The following is a 16355-nucleotide window of genomic DNA, read 5'->3' as shown; positions in this document are numbered from 1 at the left end:
TTTCGCGTTGGCGCCGGGAGTCGGCGCCCGCTGTAGCGCTCAGTCCGCGCCGATCTTCCGCACCGGCGGCGCGCTCCAGCTGCCGTCCAGTGCCGTCGGCTGCGGCCAGTAGAGCCGCAACATCAGGTTGAACGGACCGTCGGGAGCCGGCAGCCAGTTGGCCGCCTGTGCCCGCGGCGGCCGCTTGTGCTGGACCACGATCTCGACCGAGCCGTCGCGATTGCGCCGCAGCCGGTCGCGGCTGCCGATCGCATGGCGGTTCAACGGGTTGGCGACGATGTCCTGCGCCTGGTCGTACAGCGACAGCGACCAGAACGCCCTGGCCGGCGGCAGCGCGTTCCTGTCGAAGCGGATCACGTAGCGATGGGCGCCGTGCAGCGGCTGGCCGGTGGCGTCCGCATTGGCGCGCAACACCAGGGTGTCCTCGCCGAGGCTGGTCCCCAGTGCCAACCAGGCCGTGGCGGCGCGGCGGTCGTAGTCGGTGCCATAGCGCCCCGCGTCCTTGCGCGACAGCCAGGCCCCCGAGGCCGCGCCCTCTCCGCCGCGCGCCAGCGCGACGATGCGGGCCAGCGCCCGCGTCGCGCCGTCCTGCAGCGCGCGCGCTGTTTCCGGTTCCAGCACGGTGGTCGAATACGGGGCGCCCGGTACGATGCCCAGTCCTCGCACCTTCTGCATCATCGCCTCGTCCGCCGCCGTCGGCGGGTTGGCCGGCAGCAGCGAGGCAAAGCGGTTGAAGAACGCCTGCGCGTCCATCGCCGCGACCTGCTCGACCGGGGGCGTCTCCAGGTCGACCGCCGCCGGCGGGATCGTCGGCACCGCCGGCAAGGCGCGGCGGCCGTTCGGCCAGGCGGCCAGCGGCGTCAGCCGGTAGCCGATCTGCAGCCGCTGCGCGGCCGCCAGATCGTGCCTGCCGTCGACCTGGATATGGAGCGCTGCCCATGCCATCGCGGTCGGGGAGCGGATCTCGCGCACGCCGGCCGGCAAGGCGCCGGTCCAGTCCGGGCCGACGATCGCATAGTTGCCGCGCTGGGTGCCGGTGGTCCGCTTGCCCAGCGCCGAGAAGACGTTGGACCAGGCGTCCAGCAACTGCATCGTGTAGTAGCGGCCCTGGGTGTCCGGCACGCTCAGCACCACCGGCCCGCGCGACAGGTCCAGCCAGGCGATCGAGGTCAGCGTGTCGGCGTCCGGGCTGGCGATGTCGGAGGCTCCGGGGCGCAGCGCGCCGCGCTGGTGGACAAAGGTGTTGACGGCTGGCTGACCGGCGGCGCCGGCCGAGGCCCGCGCCGCCATGACCTCGCGCGTGACATCGGTCAGCACGAGGGGGTAGGCGTAGGTATAGACTTCGACGGCCAGAGCGCGGGCGTCGTCCCGCGTCGGTTGTACTGCCACCCGCATCGGCGACTCGTCGGCCGGCACCGCCGCGCACCCCGCCAACAGCGCGGCGACTCCCGCCGCGCCCGCCACCAGGCGTATCCACTGCATCATTTCCCGTTCCTTCTTGTGTGGCTGCCCACGGCGGCAAATGCCGATCCGGAGCGCCTTCTTTTCCGACCAGAATGATGGATAGCCTGGGCCGGGGTTGTCAACGACAGTGTGGCGTCCGGACGCCGCGCCCGGTCGATCTTCGCACCGTGGGACCACGGCGGCCGCCCGGCGGCGCGAACCCGGCGGCGGACCAACGGTCAGCCCCCAGTAACCCAGTAACCCAGTAACCCAGTAACCCAGTAACCCAGTAACCCAGTAACCCAGTAACCCACTGACCCACTGACCCACTGACCCCAATGGCCCCACTGGCCCCACTGGCCCAGCGATCAGCGGTGATGCAGATGCGGGTGATAGCGCGGCTCCGTCGCGGCCGGCTTGGCCGGGGCCTTGGGGCCGGACTGGCCGGCGCCCGGCGCGCCGGACTTCGCGCCAGGCGCACCGGGCGCGCCCGCGGCACCGCCGGGTGCGGGCGGCCGGCCTGCCGACGGGCCGGGTGGCAGTGCATGGCCTGCTCGGGTTCCGGCCTGTCCGGCCGGGTCCGCGTCGGGGCCGTCGGCATCCGCACCGGCGATCCGCGCCGACCAGTCCTTCTGCATCAGGATGAAGTTGCCCAGCAACGTCTCCAGCACCGTGCGGTCGATCTTCGCCAGCGGCATGGTCTGATGCAGGATCAGCGTGCCGGACTGCGGCTCCAGCCCGAGCGCCGCGCCGTGGTCGCGCAGCGGCTCGACCCCGGTGGCCAGCATCTCGCCGACCAGTTCGCGGCCGAGCCGCTGCGGCAGTTCTTCGGCGATCAGTCCGACCAACACCAGATTGTGGTTGTCGTCATCGCGGCGGAAGGTGATCGGGTACTCCTCGTCGACGCGGATATGGCACAAGCCATCCTCGTCGAACGCCATTTCGGGAATCCCGATCGATTCGCCGAACTCCGCCAGCAGGCGGTCAAATCCATCCAGTCTGTTCATGTCGCGCTCCAGTGGCGTCGTTCACACGCCGATCGATGGCATCGATCGAACTCGATACCGGGTGTCGATGCTGCCGATCGGCGGCCCTCATTTCCATCTCATCGTTCCATCATTTATTGCTCATTGTCGCTACCTAGACTGGCGCCATCCTGAACCGAGGGCCATCGAGCCAACACCTGGCATCGGACGCAACTCGGCTTCCGGCATAGTCTTCGGAGCAACACATGACTATCCAAACGCAAACGTTGAACGGCCTCGCCGTACTGCCTCGGCTGGTGCAGTCGGCGCGCCGCCCCATTGCCCCGCATCTCCCCGCCACGCGGGTGGTCCTCGTCGACGATCACGCCGTGATGCGCGAGGGCCTGAAGTCCCTGCTGACCAAGGCCGATCCGACCGTCGACATCGTCGGCGAAGCCTCGGACGGCCACGGCGCCGTCCATGCCTGCCTGCAGCTCCATCCCGATCTGATCCTGATGGACCTCCAGCTGCGCTCGCTCGACGGCGTCGATGCCATTGCGACGATTCGCCGCAGATGGCCAGGCATCCGGGTCGTGGTACTGGCCGGCATGCATTCCGAGAACCGCGCGGCGGCCGCGCTGCGCGCCGGCGCGCACGCCTACGTGCTCAAACGCAGCAGCCTGGAAAAGCTGATGGCGGCACTGCACGCGGTTCGGCAGGACATGGCCTATCTGGACCCCGACATCGACCTCGAACAGGTCGACGCGATGCGCCGCGCCGAGGGAAGCGACGGCAGCCACGTGGCCGCCGCGGGCCTGACGCCGCGCGAGCGGCAGATACTGAAGCTGGTCGCCGAGGGACACACCAACCGCCGTGTCGCCGAGCGACTGTCGATCAGCCTGAAGACCGTCGAGACGCATCGGATGAACCTGATGCGCAAGCTCGACGCCCACAACGTCGCGGACCTGTCCACATGGGCGCGGCGGCTGGGACTGATCGACATCTGATGGCGCTGGCACGATCCCATCTCCGCTCCGGGCGATGCGGCCCGCACCGTTCGGGGTCGTAGCGTCATCCGGCATCACGGCGGTGCCGGCCGCCCCTGCCGTGTGCCGCCTCGCATCCGATATCGAACCCGAACCATGCCCGCATCGTCATCCGGTCCGCATTGCGCGCCGAGCTTGCGATAGAGCGACAGCAAGCGCCGGCCAAGCTGCTGCTCGTCGATTTCGCCCCCGTCGCCCTCGTCAACTGCATTGGCCGCTTTGGCTACCTTGCCGCCCATCAACGGCACCCGCCCTTCGACTGTTTCGACCTCGGGCACCGATCGCTCGATCGCATGGATCAGCGATACCAGCGTGCGCATCGCGCCGCCGACGTCGCCTGGAGCGCGCGGCCGAGCCGGGGAATCCGGCGAATACGGCGAACCCGGCGAATTCGGCGGAGATACGCCGGACTCCTCGTACGCCGCGATATCGCAGATCAGCAAGGTGCCCTGCTCGAAGCGGTAGATCAGATCCAGCCCGGCAAAGCGGACGCGGCGCCCCAGCTCGAAGGCCGATTCGCCGAGATAGGCAATGTCCGTCTGCAGGCCGCGGGACAGCAGAAAGCCGGTGACCGGATCCGCCGGCACGACGGCCGCGGCGTGCGGCGAATCACAGCCGGAATGGTTCGGCGCCGCCACGATCGATTACCGCGGAGCGACCGTGGCCTTGATGGCCGCGATCATTTCCTGCGTCAGCTGGCCAGCTTCACGCAGATACTGATCGTGATGCTGGTCGGCGTTGTCGCGTGCCTTGCCTGCGTCGCGTGCCGCCGAGTCCGAGACGTTGCGGGCCAGATCGGCATGAATCTGCGCCTCCTCCGCCTTGCCGCGCGTGCCGGCGGTGACGATCTGCCCGACCATATTGCCGATATTGCCGGCCGGAGTCCCCAGATGGGAGCCCATGTCCGCGCCCATGCCGAAACCCATTTGCGGATTCTTGATGCCGTACACGCCGCCGCCGATGCCGCACAGCAGGCTGAACCCGCCGGTGACGATCCCGGTGATGCCGCTGCCCACCTCGGCGTTCTTGCGCTGGTCCTTCGCCTCGATGGCCCGTTGGTAGGCGAGCTTCTGCAGGTCCGCCACGTTCTTCTCGAGCGCCGCATGGCACTCCACGTAGGTGTTGTACAGCTTCCTCATCAACGCCTGGAATTCGAGGATCATGGCCTGGGCTGACTTTGTCTCGCTGTCGGGCGCCGAGGCGCCCGGCACGGTGATCGGCTGCTGCGTCGCGACGCCAGCCGGATTGGTGATGGTGTTCATCGTTGCTGCTCCTGTGAAATCAATGAAATCGCTTGCGCGATATCGGCGGCGGCGACCCGCCGATGCCGCGTCACCGCCCGCTTCTTCAAAAAGGAACGACTGTTGGCAATCAAACGCCGGCGGTCACCGCCTGCAGTGCCACGTCGCGAACCTCGCCGATTGCGTTGGTGATGTTCTCGGTATTGTCGATATGGTCCTGGGTGATCCGTTCGAGCGCGTTCTTGTTCTCCTTGATCTGCCGGCCGATCAAGTCGATCAGGAACTGCAGCATCATCGCGTGGATCATCACGCGTTCGATCTCTTCCTTGTTGTTGGCGCCCTCGATGCGCAGCGCATTGACGGTGATCTGCTGCGCCGCCGGTGCGACCACCCGCGCCGTCGTCGACGCCGCCTCCAGCGCGGCCGTGAAATTGACCGCCGCACGCATCGACGCCAGCGTCAGCTGCTTCTTGACCTGGTCGATGAAGGTCGACTGGATGACCTCGGTGGTCAGTCCGCGCATCTGCCGGGCAGCCTGCCACAGCGACTGCTCGACCAATTTCTGCACCGCCTCGTTGGTGAACGACCTGGCGAACGCCTCCGCCAGCTTCTGGCTGCCGCCGGCAACCCGCAGCGAACTGCGCAGCTGCACGGCGACATCGTCGACCAGGGTCTGGGCGATGTTCTTGACCAGCTGCGAAGCGGCCTCGGCGGCGTCACCGCCCTTCTCCATCGCATTGACCAGCGTCACGCCGACCGAACTGATTCGCTTGCCACCCTGCTCCACGCCGGTGGTCAGCAGCTCGCCGGCTGCCGTGCCGAGGATCGCGTTGGCCGCCTTGGCGATCCTCGCCACCGAGACCACGCTGGCGAGGCCGGCCACCACGCTCAAGCCCATTTCCCATTTCGCCAGTTCGTCGATATGGTGGCGAAGCTTGCCGGCGAGTTCGGGGTGAGCCATCTCGATGGTCTGCAGCGTGCATTTCGCCAATCCCACCAGGCCGGCCGCGAGGTCGATGGCGCCCTGGGGCTGCCCGGTGGCGATCTTCAACGCGCCGGTCACGACCTGCGCGGCGGCCATGGCCCAGTTCAGCACCAGGCCGAGGACCTGCCCCTTGCCCGCCTTCTGCTGCATCTGCTTCTGCTTCTCGGCGGCCTCCTGCTCCTTGCGTTGCTTCTCTTCGATCGCCGCCATTTCTTCCTTGCGCAGCGCCAGCGTGTGGTCGAGGTTGGCCTTCATCATTTCGGCCGTGAAGATGCCGCTCTCGACCTGCAGTTCCATCAGCACCGCCTCGGGATTCAGCGCGCGCCGATAGAACGCGTGCATCGATTCGGTCGCGCTACCGAGCTCGTTCAGCGCCAGTTGCACTCCCTGTTCGTCCTGCTTCGAAGCCGCCTTCGCGGCACGGAACGCGCCGGACAACACATCCATGACGCTGTCCCAGGCGCGCTCGGCGGTTCGCCGGTCAACCTCCCGCAGCGCCGGCGGCGGTGGCTTCAACAGCGAAGCGGCAAGGGCCGCGGCTCGAGCGACCTCGTCGGCCTGATCGGCCTCCCCGACCGCCGGCCCCGAAGCCACCGGCATGGTGACGCGCGTGGCCGTACTGCCGCCGACCGGGCCGGTCCGGCCGGGTCCGCTCGCCTCCCACTGCGTATCGAGGCGTTCCCGCCTCTCCCCGCCGGGAACCAGCCCGATGGGCTGTAGTGCATTGGCACCGATCATTGCTTTCCTCCCTCCATGCGTGCGTCCTCGGCCGTCAGGGCCGTTGCAGGCTGCAATGCCTGCAGCGACCGCAACGATTGTTCGGCGAGACCGCGCAGTTCCTGGTATGGCTTTTGTTCCCCGCACCAACCGATCGCGGCCGAATAGGCTTGCGCCGCTCTTTGGTACTCGCCGCATAGCTGCAGGCTGATGCCGGCCAGATAGGGCGGCTTCGGCTCCCACATGCGCAGTTGTGCGCAGCGCGTGAAGCAGTAGATCGCCTCGTCGTGCCGATGCAGCTTCTGCAGGCTCAGCCCCAGCGACAGCCAGTAGTCGTAGCCATGCGGGTCGATCGCCGCCAGCGCAAGGAAGAGCTGCCGCGCGCCCTCGTGATCGTTCGCCTCGTACCGCTGGCAGGCGTACGTGTACAGGACCTCGAGCGCGGCGGCATCGAGCCCGAACAATGCGCGCAGGCTTCCGCCCTCGGCGAAATAGCGCTCGACGCCCTGCCGGGCCGCGATCTGGTCGTCCGGCTCGTCCGGCTCGTCCGGCTCGTCCGGCTCGTCCGGCTCGTTCGGCTCGTTCGGCTCGCTTGGCTCGATCGCTGCGATCGGCTCGTCAGGCGCCGGATCGCGATCGCCGTCGACGAGGCCGGTCTTGGCAACCGACGCCGCTGCGGATGGGCTTGTCTGCTTCAGCACGCTTTGCACGGTGCTCTCCCCTGGCTTGCGCGATCAGACCTTCGACGTGATCTGTTCCTTGATGCGCTTGACCATGTCGATCAGCGACGTCAGCAGTTGCTGGACCACCTGCAGCAGGCTCAGCGCAATATTGGTCTGCTGCATGTACTGGCTGTTCATGTCGGTGTACTCGGTCTTCTTGATATCCAGGCTGCCGATGGCAGTGCGCAACTGGGCGGCCGAGTATTTCTGACTCGCGAATTCCTCGAAACTTGCGTATTTGCGGGGAAAGACGCCGTCGATCTGCAGGTTGTTGTCCCACATGTAGCGGGCGACATCGCTCGGCAGCGTGGTGGTCTTGTTCGGATCGGAACCGATGTCCTTGTCGATCGCGATCTGGGTCGCATTCTTCAGCCTCTCGATCGCGCGCGCCATTTCGTTGTTCCACTTGTACTCGTCCATGCGCGAGCCGACTTCGAGTCGCTGGTTCTCGATCGCCTGGAACATCATCGCGAAGCACGCGGAATCGGTGACCGGCTTGGTGTCGTAGTTGCGCGGCACCAGCAGGCCGCCGGCAAACGGCGCGGGATCGGCGGTCGTCAGGGGCACTTCCTTGGCAGGCGCGTCGGTTTGCAGCAGCAGCTCCGGATTGGGCCGCGTTTGTATTTGTCCAGGCATTTTTCTACTCCAATTCAATATTCAGGATTCAAGACAGGACTGCCTCGTCATGCAAAACGGCGCACGCGCTTCTTGGGCTTTTCCGCCGTGCTCTCGGCGCGAGGCGGCACCGGAGCGGTTTGTTGTTCATCACCCCCCGCACCGAACACCTTTTGCTTGTAGCGTTCGATTTCGCGGCGGTCCTGCGCGGCGCGCAGGTTCATTTCCTTGATCATGGCCTGCAGCTGCTCCATCCGGCCCTGGATGTCGTCGCCGTTGTTGCGGCTCGCTTCCAGGAAGGCGGCCAGCGCGGCCAGCTCTTGCGCGGCCTTCGGATCCCTGGTCGCCCGCAGCTGCAGATCGTCGATGCGCCGTTCGATTTCGGCCCAGTCGTTCATTTCCTTTTGCAGCGTCGCGCGCAGACGTTCGAGGGTTTCCACGGCCTGCTTCCACAATTGCTCTTCTTCCATCTTGCTTCTCCATTCGAAGCCCGTTGTGGTGACTCTACGGATCAAGGCTTCATGAATCTATTGAAAAATCCGGGGTGCTAAAGCATTTGGTTTGCGTTCGGGTATTGCGCCAAATCGTCGCCGACTGCGTTGCCGAATTGGCCGCCGAATTGGCCGCGAAATTGGCCGCGAAATTGGCCGCCAAGCGCGCCAGCCCGACGCGCCGCCTACGCTTGCGTTTCCGCGAGGCGGCGCCAGATCTTGTCGATCGTGCGTGTCCCTGCCGCACATAGCTCGCGCAGCGCGGTCAGCCTGGCGAAGGCCTCCGGCGTCTGCGGCTCAAGCAGCTGCGCGTCGATGGCCCGGCGTGCGCGCGCCAGTTCGGCGCGCAGCCGCTTGCGCAGCGCGCCGTCGCGGTCCTCGGCAAGACGGCCTTCGATGCTGGTGCCGTAGACGGCGGGGGTGGCGGTCTGGGTGGGTTCCATCAAAGCTCCAGCGGTAGATGCATCAGCTCGCCCTCGCGCTCGAGGTCGATGCCGTTGCGGTCCAGATGCACGATCACGTGGCCGGCCGGCAGCCGGCTGCCGGTCTTCAGCCGCGTGCCGTTGGCCAGATCAAGAAAGGCCAGCTCGCCGCTGCCGCCGAAGCTGACCACCGGCGCGGGGAAGATGCCGGTCTGGATCGACCGGGTCGGGATGTTCTGGAAGATGACCTTGGGCGCGTCGGGGTAGGAGCCGGCGAACGTGTGCGTGACCGCGGACAGGCTGCGCTGTCCGCCCTCGTCGAGCACGCCGGTGATCAGGATCAGGTCCTTCTCCCGCGCGACGCTGAGCCGGCCGATCAGCCCCGCATCGCGCAGCATGCCGATCAGCGTCTTGACGCTGGTGCCGACCGGGTCCTCGACCGACCACCGCTGCAGGCCCTGCATCGACGACAGCATCGACACCGCCCGGCGCCAGCGCGCGTCGGCGTGGATCGTGCCCTGGATGACCACCGTGCCGCCCGCCGGGCCGGGACGCGCGCGGGCCTCGCCGAAGCCATGCAGGTTCAGCACTGCCTGCACGTTGCGCACCAGTTCGTCCTGGCACAAGGTGTTGTCGCGATACGGCTTGCCGTGCTCGCGCAGCTTGTCGACCAGCGCGTTGCGCGCATTCGAATCCAGGCAACTGCCGCCGAGCACCGTCAGCCCGTCCTGCTGGGTGGCGACGTCAATGCCCTGCTGCCGCGCGCGCTTGCGCCATTCGGCCAGCCACTCGTCGCGATCGACCACGGCGCTGTCCGGCTGCAGCATCCCGTAGGCCCAGATCGCCGCGCCTGCGCTGCCGGACATCAGCAGCACCAGACCGGCATAGGCCAGCACGGTCGACACCATGCCGCGGCGCCCATCCCGCCGTGGCGGCACCTTGCGATCGGGCAGCGTCCGCTCGGCATCGCCGAGCAGCAGCGCAAGGCCGCCGATGTCGACGACCTTTTCCAGCGGCAACGGCGACTCTTCCGGCCGGGTGGGCACGCCTTCTATCCATACGGGTACCTCGGTGCGCAGCAGCACGCCCTGTTCGGTGCAGTCGAGCACCGCACGGCCACCGCCCTCGAGCATCGCGTCGAGGTCGGGGTCGGCGCCGCCGATCGTGAATTCGCCCTCGGGCAAGCGCAGCCGCCGTCCGGCCAGCGGTCCGCTGAGGATCTTGATCTGGTATCGGTATTTCATGACCACTTCAGTTGAGGGCGTGCGGTTCCGCCTTGATCAGGAACAGCCGCACGACGCTCAGGTTCTCCCGGGTCTCGTTGCGGAACAGGCCGCCGACCAGCGGCAGGTCGCCCAGCAACGGAATCTTGCGTTGGCCCTGGCGCTGCTTTTCCTCGACGAAGCCGCCCAGCAGCAGGCTCTGGCCCGGCCGCAGGATCGCCTGCGTGGCAATGCCGGAATTGCGCACCTGCGGCAGCTGCTCGATGTTGTTGGCCGGCGGCTCCTGCCGGCCGTCCTGGATATCGAGCGTCAGCATTACCTCCTGCTCGCCTTGCATGTCGATCAGACGTGGGGTCACGCGCAGCAGCGAGCCGGCCGCGACCGAGGCCAGCTCGGCGACCTTGTTGCCCTGCAGCTTGGTGTAGAAGGTGATGTTGCGGTCTAGCACCGCCTGCACGTTGTTCAGCGTGACCACCGACGGCCGCGACAGCACCTTGGCCTTGGAGTTCTGCTCCAGCGCATTGATGCGGACGAAGAAGTCGGCGGTGTTGCTCAGCACCGTCGAGAAGGTGCCATCGGCGGCCGCGGCATTGCCGGCATTGAAGCTGATGCGCGACTTGCCCAGGCCGACGCTGCCGCCGATATCGAGGCCAAGCTCCCGCATGTCCGCCGCGTCCACGTCGATGATCGCCACCGAAATCTCGATCTGCCGCGGCCGCTGATCGAGCTGCCGGATCAGCTCGGCGTACAGCGGGATATTGGCCTTGCGGTCGCGCACGATCACCGCGTTGTTGCGCGCGTCGGCCGAGAAGGTCGGCTGCGTGCCGGCCGGCGGCACCACCTGCCCACTTTCGGTCGGTGCCGGGATCGCACGGCTGCGGACCATTTCGCGCAGCTCGGTGACCACGCCCGGAATCACGACCTGCTGGTCGCGGTAGGTGTAGGCGCCGTCGACGGCCGAGGCATAGCGCAGCGGAAAGACCTGCACGACCTCCTTGTTCTGCGTCTGATTCAGCGTCTTCTCGTCGAGGTCCTTGGCCAGCTTGCCGATCCGCTGCACGCAGACCGGCACGCCGAACACCTCGACCGCATTGAAATTGCTGACCGGCCGCACCGAGCAGGTACCGCCCTTGAACACGCCGGCCTCGCGCAGATACTGCGCCAGCTCGTTCGCATCGAGATAGGACGGCGTGACGACTTCGGTTCGAACCTCGCCGGCCTTGTAGGCATAGAGCACGCGGCCGTCGAAATACCAGGCGAGGTTGTACAGCTGCGCCAGCTGGTCGAGCAGCCGCTCCGGCTGGCGGCCTTCGAGCGTGCCGACGAAGGTATCGTTGACGTCCGGGCTGACGATCACCGGCACGCCATAGTTGGCGCCGAGATCGCGCAACAGCGCGGCGACCTTCATGCCGCGCGAAGACACCGAGAACTCCGGGCCAGACAGCCCCAGCGGGCCCGATGCCGCCTGCGCCTTCAGCGCGAGGACCAGGGCCGCGGCAACAAGCGACAGCTTGCCAAGCTGCATTGCGTTCATATCAATCTTCCAATCTCCGAACCCGGTCCGGCCGCTGCGGACTGCGCGCTCTCCGAAAGCCGGCGCGCCAGCGCCAGTTGCAGCGCAAGCCGTTCTTCCAGTTGCCTGGCTTCGATGTCGTGGTCGTAGCGATGCCACAGCAGCCACGCCTGGCCATCGATCGCCAGCGCGTCATCAATTGCGGCCGGTGTCGCCGCCAGCGACAGCGTCGCGTCATCGAGCCAGCCCTCGGCAGGTGCGGCGCCGAGCTGAAGCCGCAGGCCGACGCACAGTCCCGCCTCGAGCCACCACGCGCGGGCCGGCACACCGCCGACCTCGATCTGCGCGGTGGGCCCATTGGCGGCGATCACCGCGACGCTGGGACAATCCATCAGCTTGCGCAGCCAGCCGGTGGCGCCGCGCTGGCCGGGAAGGGACGGCGGGTTCATCGATGCATCATCGGGTAGGGGCCGCGACGGCGTGATCCGGTCATGACCTGAAAGCCGCGCGCCGGCGCAGCGCGATGGTGGCGGTGGCAGTGGTGGCGGCATGGTTTGCAGCAGCGACATCAGGCCGGTCCCCTGCGTACTGGCTCCGGAAGCGGCAAGCGCGTCCAGGTCGACCCGTCGACGAACGCATCCGCCGCCATGGCCGGTACCGTGGCCGCCCTGTCGGTCGCCGTCCTGTCCGTCGCCGTCGTGTCGGTCGCCGCCTCCTCCGTCGCCGCGCGGCTCGGCGGCCGCGCGCTCGACGTCAGCACCGCGCCGAGCCAGTTCGACACGGTGCGCAGCGCCGCATCGGCCTGCTGGCGTGCCACGGTGCCGTTGGTTCCGGCCCTTGCCGTGCGGGCCGCCTTTGCCCCGCCGCCATCGTCGGCACGGCTCGCGATCGTGCCGGCGGCTCGCACGTCGGCAATACCACCGTTGCCACGGACCTCTCCGCCGGCCGCCGGGATGGCCCGCAACGACGCTGCCTCGGTCCCCGCCGCCGGGCCGAGATGCGCCAGCACCTTGCTGACGTAGCCCTGCGTTTCGGCAAACGGCGGAATGCGGCGGCCGTACTTTTCGACCGCGCCCTCGCCGGCGTTGTAGGCCGCCAGCGCGAGGGTCAGGTCCTCGTCGAAGCGGTTCAGCAGCCAGCGCAGATACTGCGTGCCGGCGCTCAGATTGCTGCGCGGATCGCGCAGATCGGCGGCGCCGAAGCGTCGCCCGGTCGCGGGCATCACCTGCATCAGGCCGACCGCGCCCTTTGGCGAGCGCGCGTTCGGCTGGAAATTGGATTCGACCTTGATCACCGCCCGGACCAGATGCGGCGCGACATCGTGCCGGCGCGCGACTTCGTCGATCAGCTCGTCGTAGGCCGATGCCAGCCGCGTATTCGGCGGCGCCTGCGCCAGTTGCGCATGGCGCGGCCGCGTCGAGGCGCGCGCGCCGGGCAGGTCCCGGCTCGATACGCTGCCCTCTCCAGCCGAACCTGGCTGGAAGGCGACGGTGCGCGCGTGCGCCGCCGCGGGCGCCGGCGGTGGCGCATCGGCGCGGGCCATCGGCGCTTCGACGGTCGGCGCGATGGCATCGAGACCCAGCACGCGCGCGTTGTCCTGCCCCATGGCGCGCGCAGCGTGCCGCGCCAGCGTGCTGAGCGCCAGCCGGCCGACATCGACGCCCCCTCCGCCACGAGGTTGGCGGAGCGCAGGCGCGGCAGGTGCCGTCGGCATTGGCGATGTCGCGGCAGGCGATGCATCGCGCTCGCTATCGGCGATGGCCCTCGCCTCCCGCTCCGCGGCGCTCTGCACGGCCCAGACATTGCCGAACGCGCCGGCGGGCCGGCCACCGCCCTGGTCGTCGCCCGGCTCCGCTCGCGGCTCGATTGCGGTCCACGCCGCCGACGGCGCCGGATCGTCGGCGTGAGCAACGCCTGCCGTCAGGCCGCCGAGCAAGGCGATCACCGGGACCGCCGTTATCGTCCTCATCACGAATACGCTCTCCAGTTTGGGAAACCGTCCCCGGTGTCGGCCTAGCGATCGGCCGGGCGACGGGGATCGGAACGTGGGCCGCGGCCGCCATCGCCGCGAGGATCGGCGCCACCGTCCGGGCCCGGCTTCGGGCTGGCGGCGTCGGTATCGGAATCGGCTTCGGTGCCGGCTTCGGCGCCGCATTCCGAATCGGCGTCCGGTTCCTCGTCCGGTTCGTCGTCCAGATCGCCATCCAGATCGCCGTCCAGCGCCTCCTCCGCCTGCCTCATCTCGCTGACCAGGCTCAGGATCTCGGCCACCGGCTCGAACAGCTCGGCGGGGATGTAGTCGCCGACGTCGGTCCGCGCATACAGCCGGCGCGCGACATGGACCTGCTCGACCATCGGCACGCCTGCCTCTTCGGCGATCGCAATCATTCGTCTCGCGCGCGCATCGGCGCCCTTCTCGATGACCTGCGGCAGCGGCGTCTCCCCGGGCACGAAATACAGGCAGACCGCGACATGGGTGGGGTTGCGCACCAGCGCGGTCGACCGCTTGACATTGGCCGCCATGCTGCCGCTCTGGATATCGCGATGGATCTCCTTGCGCTTGTGCTTGATGTGCGGGTCGCCCTCGGTGTTCTTGAATTCCTTCTGGATCTCGTCGCGGCTCATCATCAGCTGCCTGGTCAGGCTGCGCTTCTGGAACGCCAGATCGGCGATGGCGAACACCACGTAGAACAACACCAGGATGGCCCACAGCCAGCCGATCAGCACGCCGGTGACCCGCAGCCCGCATTCGGTACCGCACAGCGGCAGGAACTGGAAGGAATAGAGGTAGCGCTTGATCAGCAGATAGAAGGCAATGCCGAGAATCGACACCTTGAGCAGCGACTTGCCGAACTCGAACAGCGAGCGCAGCGAGAACAGCTGCTTCGCGTTCTTCAGCGGGCTGACGCGCTCGCCCTTCGGCTTGATGAACTTCGGCGCGAACAGCGGACCGATCTGCGCCATCACCACGCCGACGGTGGCCAGAACGAGCACAATGCCGACCGGCGCCAGCAGATGCAGCATCAGCATGCCGGTAACCGTCGCCACGCGCCCCATGGCGACCCGCAGCGGCTCGCCGATGCTGGCAATCGCCACCTCGATGATGTTCTGGAAGGCGTCGACGATGTCCTCGCCGCGCACCCAGAAATAGCCGAGCAGCACCGCCAGCTGGATGCCGGTGGCAATCTCCACGCTCTTGGCGATCTGGCCTTCCTGGCGCGCGTCGCGGATCTTCTTCGGCGTCGGCTGTTCGGTCTTCTCGGTCATCGCATGGTCCCGAGCAGATTGGCGACCACGCCGCCGAAGGCATCGAAGCGCTGCTGGAAGGCGCCGAGCGCGTAGCTCATGCCGATCGCCAGCACGAACAGCGCCAGCGCGCTCTTGATCGGCATCGCGACAAAGAACACGTTCAATTGCTGCGCCGAGCGGTTGACCAGGCCCAGCGCGGCGTCGATCAGCACCATCACCACCAGCGCGGGCAGCGCGAAGCCGATGCACAGCTCCATCATCATCTGCCACTGGTGCGCGATAAAGCCGGGGAAGCTCGCCGACAGATGCCAGCCGCCGAGCATCGGCATGCTCTGATACGACGCGTACAGCGCGGTCAGCATCGCGTTGAAGCCGCCGCCTACCAGGAACAGCACGGCAAGGACTTGCGTAAACAGCACGCCGAACACCGACGACTGTTCTTCCAGCATCGGGTTCAGCACCGACGCCATCGAGGTCCCCCGCACGGTATCGATCACGGTGCTGGCCATGTCGATCGCCCAGAACGGAATGGTCGCGCAGAAGCCCATCACCAGTCCGATCACGAACTCCTGCATCACCAGCACGGCGAGGGACGACACCGACAGCTCGCCGAGGCGGCCCGCGAGTTCGGCGGCATGCCCCAGCTGCATCGGCAGCGCGGGCAGCGCCATCACCAGCACCAGCGCATTGCGGATCAGGCCGCCGCCAAGCGCGCGTGCCGAGAACATCGGCATCAGCGCCAACATGCCGAGCGGACGCAGCATCGTCAGGGCGAGCGTCGGAACGATATGCTGCCAGCCGTCCACCTATTTCCCCATCACGGAAATCTGCTCGAACGCCATGTTCGTATAGCCGATCAGCGTCGCACCCATCCAGTGATAGGTCATCACCAGCGTGACGCAGACCGCGATCAGCTTCAGCAGGAACTGGATGGTCTGGTCCTGGACCTGGGTCAGCGCCTGCACGAGGCTGACCAGCACGCCGACCACCGAGGCCACGACGACCACCGGCAGCGACAGCATCAGCACCAGCCACAGCAGGTTGGATGCCAGCTGCGCAATGATTTCGTTGCTCATAGATAGGACTGGATCAGCTGGCCAAGCAACTTTTCCCAACCGCCGATCAGCACGAAGACCAGCAGCTTGATCGGCAGCGAGATCGTCACGGGGGACACCATCATCATCCCCATCGCCAGCAGCACGTTGGAGACGATCAGGTCGATGGCGACGAAGGGCAGGTACAGCAGCAGGCCGATCTTGAAGGCCTCGACCAGTTCGCTGACGGTGAACGCCGGAATCAGCACCACCAGCGAGTCGTCCGGGATCCGGTTGCGATAGGGCTCGGGCCACATCTTTTCGCCGATGTCCATGAAGAAGCGGACCTGCTGCGGGCTCGCCTTGCCCTTGATGAACTCGCGGTAGGGTTCGAGCACACGGGTTTCGACCTGGCCGAACAGGTCCGGCGCTTCCATCCTGAGCGGATTGGCCTTCAGGTTGTCGCCGATCGCGATGCCCACCGGCGCCATGATGAACAGCGTCAGCACCAGAGACAGCCCGTAGATCGCCATGTTCGGCGGAATCTGCTGGATGCCCAGCGCATTGCGCAGGGTGGCCAGCACGATCGAGATCTTCAGGAAGGCCGTGCCCATCACGATGAACAGCGGCAGCAACGACAGCGCGAACAGCAGCAGGATCAGCTGCAGAGGATGATCGGCAAGCGACAT

18 protein-coding genes are annotated in these 16355 nt (G+C 67.3%); 1 reads left to right on the top strand and 17 read right to left on the bottom strand.

Going from position 1 to position 16355, the window contains the following annotated elements:
- Positions 1-39: 39 nt before the first annotated feature.
- Positions 40-1485, bottom strand: coding sequence for a DUF1254 domain-containing protein (locus F7Q96_RS01250; protein ID WP_053824112.1), 1446 nt, complete (start codon positions 1483-1485; stop codon positions 40-42).
- A 326-nt stretch (positions 1486-1811) separates the two neighbouring features.
- Positions 1812-2450 (bottom strand): type III secretion system chaperone, encoded by a 639-nt coding sequence (locus tag F7Q96_RS01245; RefSeq protein WP_053824113.1) that lies wholly within the window; start codon positions 2448-2450, stop codon positions 1812-1814.
- Positions 2451-2674: 224 nt separating this feature from the next.
- On the opposite strand from F7Q96_RS01245, the gene F7Q96_RS01240 reads away from it, so the two are divergent.
- Positions 2675-3415, top strand: coding sequence for a response regulator (locus F7Q96_RS01240; protein WP_226994959.1), 741 nt, complete (start codon positions 2675-2677; stop codon positions 3413-3415).
- Between the two features lie 74 nt (positions 3416-3489).
- Here the strand turns inward: F7Q96_RS01240 and F7Q96_RS01235 are convergent, their stop codons facing one another.
- The 15 genes from F7Q96_RS01235 to sctR form a co-directional block, all read right to left on the bottom strand.
- On the bottom strand, positions 3490-4092 hold the full coding sequence (locus tag F7Q96_RS01235; protein WP_053824115.1) for a hypothetical protein: 603 nt from the start codon (positions 4090-4092) through the stop codon (positions 3490-3492).
- Between the two features lie 6 nt (positions 4093-4098).
- Positions 4099-4716, bottom strand: coding sequence for a hypothetical protein (locus F7Q96_RS01230; protein ID WP_053824116.1), 618 nt, complete (start codon positions 4714-4716; stop codon positions 4099-4101).
- Between the two features lie 109 nt (positions 4717-4825).
- Positions 4826-6418, bottom strand: coding sequence for a type III secretion system translocon subunit SctE (sctE, locus tag F7Q96_RS01225; RefSeq protein WP_053824117.1), 1593 nt, complete (start codon positions 6416-6418; stop codon positions 4826-4828).
- A complete protein-coding gene (locus F7Q96_RS01220) occupies positions 6415-7107 on the bottom strand; it encodes a SycD/LcrH family type III secretion system chaperone (protein WP_053824118.1) in 693 nt (230 codons plus the stop codon). Before F7Q96_RS01220 ends, sctE begins: the two co-directional genes overlap by 4 nt.
- A gap of 24 nt (positions 7108-7131) precedes the next feature.
- Positions 7132-7755, bottom strand: coding sequence for a hypothetical protein (locus F7Q96_RS01215; RefSeq protein ID WP_053824119.1), 624 nt, complete (start codon positions 7753-7755; stop codon positions 7132-7134).
- Between the two features lie 47 nt (positions 7756-7802).
- Complete coding sequence (locus F7Q96_RS01210) at positions 7803-8204, bottom strand: hypothetical protein (RefSeq protein ID WP_053824120.1); 402 nt, start codon at positions 8202-8204, stop codon at positions 7803-7805.
- A gap of 206 nt (positions 8205-8410) precedes the next feature.
- Positions 8411-8668: an EscE/YscE/SsaE family type III secretion system needle protein co-chaperone gene (locus F7Q96_RS01205; RefSeq protein ID WP_053824121.1), complete on the bottom strand. Its 258-nt coding sequence runs from the start codon at positions 8666-8668 to the stop codon at positions 8411-8413.
- Positions 8668-9891 carry a type III secretion system inner membrane ring subunit SctD gene (gene sctD, locus F7Q96_RS01200; RefSeq protein WP_144425962.1) on the bottom strand — a complete coding sequence of 408 codons (1224 nt, stop codon included), beginning with the start codon at positions 9889-9891 and terminating at the stop codon, positions 8668-8670. Before sctD ends, F7Q96_RS01205 begins: the two co-directional genes overlap by 1 nt.
- Before the next feature lie 7 nt (positions 9892-9898).
- Entirely contained in the window at positions 9899-11404 is a 1506-nt protein-coding gene (locus tag F7Q96_RS01195; RefSeq protein ID WP_082371777.1) for an EscC/YscC/HrcC family type III secretion system outer membrane ring protein, read from the bottom strand.
- Entirely contained in the window at positions 11401-11832 is a 432-nt protein-coding gene (locus F7Q96_RS01190) for a hypothetical protein (protein ID WP_053824123.1), read from the bottom strand. Before F7Q96_RS01190 ends, F7Q96_RS01195 begins: the two co-directional genes overlap by 4 nt.
- Positions 11833-11951: 119 nt before the next feature.
- The gene (locus tag F7Q96_RS27475; protein ID WP_390885709.1) at positions 11952-13352 is read right to left on the bottom strand and encodes a lytic transglycosylase domain-containing protein; all 1401 of its coding nucleotides are present in this window, start codon (positions 13350-13352) and stop codon (positions 11952-11954) included.
- A 44-nt stretch (positions 13353-13396) separates the two neighbouring features.
- On the bottom strand, positions 13397-14650 hold the full coding sequence (locus F7Q96_RS01180) for an EscU/YscU/HrcU family type III secretion system export apparatus switch protein (protein WP_053824125.1): 1254 nt from the start codon (positions 14648-14650) through the stop codon (positions 13397-13399).
- Positions 14647-15438 (bottom strand): type III secretion system export apparatus subunit SctT, encoded by a 792-nt coding sequence (gene sctT, locus F7Q96_RS01175; protein ID WP_151021927.1) that lies wholly within the window; start codon positions 15436-15438, stop codon positions 14647-14649. Before sctT ends, F7Q96_RS01180 begins: the two co-directional genes overlap by 4 nt.
- Positions 15439-15708, bottom strand: coding sequence for a type III secretion system export apparatus subunit SctS (gene sctS, locus F7Q96_RS01170; protein WP_006579921.1), 270 nt, complete (start codon positions 15706-15708; stop codon positions 15439-15441).
- On the bottom strand, positions 15705-16355 hold the full coding sequence (sctR, locus tag F7Q96_RS01165; RefSeq protein ID WP_053824663.1) for a type III secretion system export apparatus subunit SctR: 651 nt from the start codon (positions 16353-16355) through the stop codon (positions 15705-15707). Before sctR ends, sctS begins: the two co-directional genes overlap by 4 nt.

Origin of the sequence: Cupriavidus gilardii, from assembly GCF_008801915.1 — a bacterium.
GTDB classification, from domain to species: domain Bacteria; phylum Pseudomonadota; class Gammaproteobacteria; order Burkholderiales; family Burkholderiaceae; genus Cupriavidus; species Cupriavidus gilardii.
Note: the sequence above shows the minus strand (reverse complement) of the source record. Positions and strands in the feature narration are given on the sequence as shown.

What these genes read in the sequence shown, in the direction of transcription:
- F7Q96_RS01195 (WP_082371777.1), bottom strand. Translation starts at nt 11,404, where the DNA reads ATGAACGCAATGCAGCTTGGCAAGCTGTCGCTTGTTGCCGCGGCCCTG.
- sctD (WP_144425962.1), bottom strand. Translation starts at nt 9,891, where the DNA reads ATGAAATACCGATACCAGATCAAGATCCTCAGCGGACCGCTGGCCGGA.
- F7Q96_RS01210 (WP_053824120.1), bottom strand. Translation starts at nt 8,204, where the DNA reads ATGGAAGAAGAGCAATTGTGGAAGCAGGCCGTGGAAACCCTCGAACGT.
- sctR (WP_053824663.1), bottom strand. Translation starts at nt 16,355, where the DNA reads ATGTCGCTTGCCGATCATCCTCTGCAGCTGATCCTGCTGCTGTTCGCG.
- F7Q96_RS01180 (WP_053824125.1), bottom strand. Translation starts at nt 14,650, where the DNA reads ATGACCGAGAAGACCGAACAGCCGACGCCGAAGAAGATCCGCGACGCG.
- F7Q96_RS01245 (WP_053824113.1), bottom strand. Translation starts at nt 2,450, where the DNA reads ATGAACAGACTGGATGGATTTGACCGCCTGCTGGCGGAGTTCGGCGAA.
- F7Q96_RS01230 (WP_053824116.1), bottom strand. Translation starts at nt 4,716, where the DNA reads ATGAACACCATCACCAATCCGGCTGGCGTCGCGACGCAGCAGCCGATC.
- F7Q96_RS01240 (WP_226994959.1), top strand. Translation starts at nt 2,675, where the DNA reads ATGACTATCCAAACGCAAACGTTGAACGGCCTCGCCGTACTGCCTCGG.
- F7Q96_RS01215 (WP_053824119.1), bottom strand. Translation starts at nt 7,755, where the DNA reads ATGCCTGGACAAATACAAACGCGGCCCAATCCGGAGCTGCTGCTGCAA.
- sctS (WP_006579921.1), bottom strand. Translation starts at nt 15,708, where the DNA reads ATGAGCAACGAAATCATTGCGCAGCTGGCATCCAACCTGCTGTGGCTG.
- F7Q96_RS01205 (WP_053824121.1), bottom strand. Translation starts at nt 8,668, where the DNA reads ATGGAACCCACCCAGACCGCCACCCCCGCCGTCTACGGCACCAGCATC.
- F7Q96_RS01250 (WP_053824112.1), bottom strand. Translation starts at nt 1,485, where the DNA reads ATGATGCAGTGGATACGCCTGGTGGCGGGCGCGGCGGGAGTCGCCGCG.
- F7Q96_RS01190 (WP_053824123.1), bottom strand. Translation starts at nt 11,832, where the DNA reads ATGAACCCGCCGTCCCTTCCCGGCCAGCGCGGCGCCACCGGCTGGCTG.
- sctE (WP_053824117.1), bottom strand. Translation starts at nt 6,418, where the DNA reads ATGATCGGTGCCAATGCACTACAGCCCATCGGGCTGGTTCCCGGCGGG.
- F7Q96_RS27475 (WP_390885709.1), bottom strand. Translation starts at nt 13,352, where the DNA reads ATGAGGACGATAACGGCGGTCCCGGTGATCGCCTTGCTCGGCGGCCTG.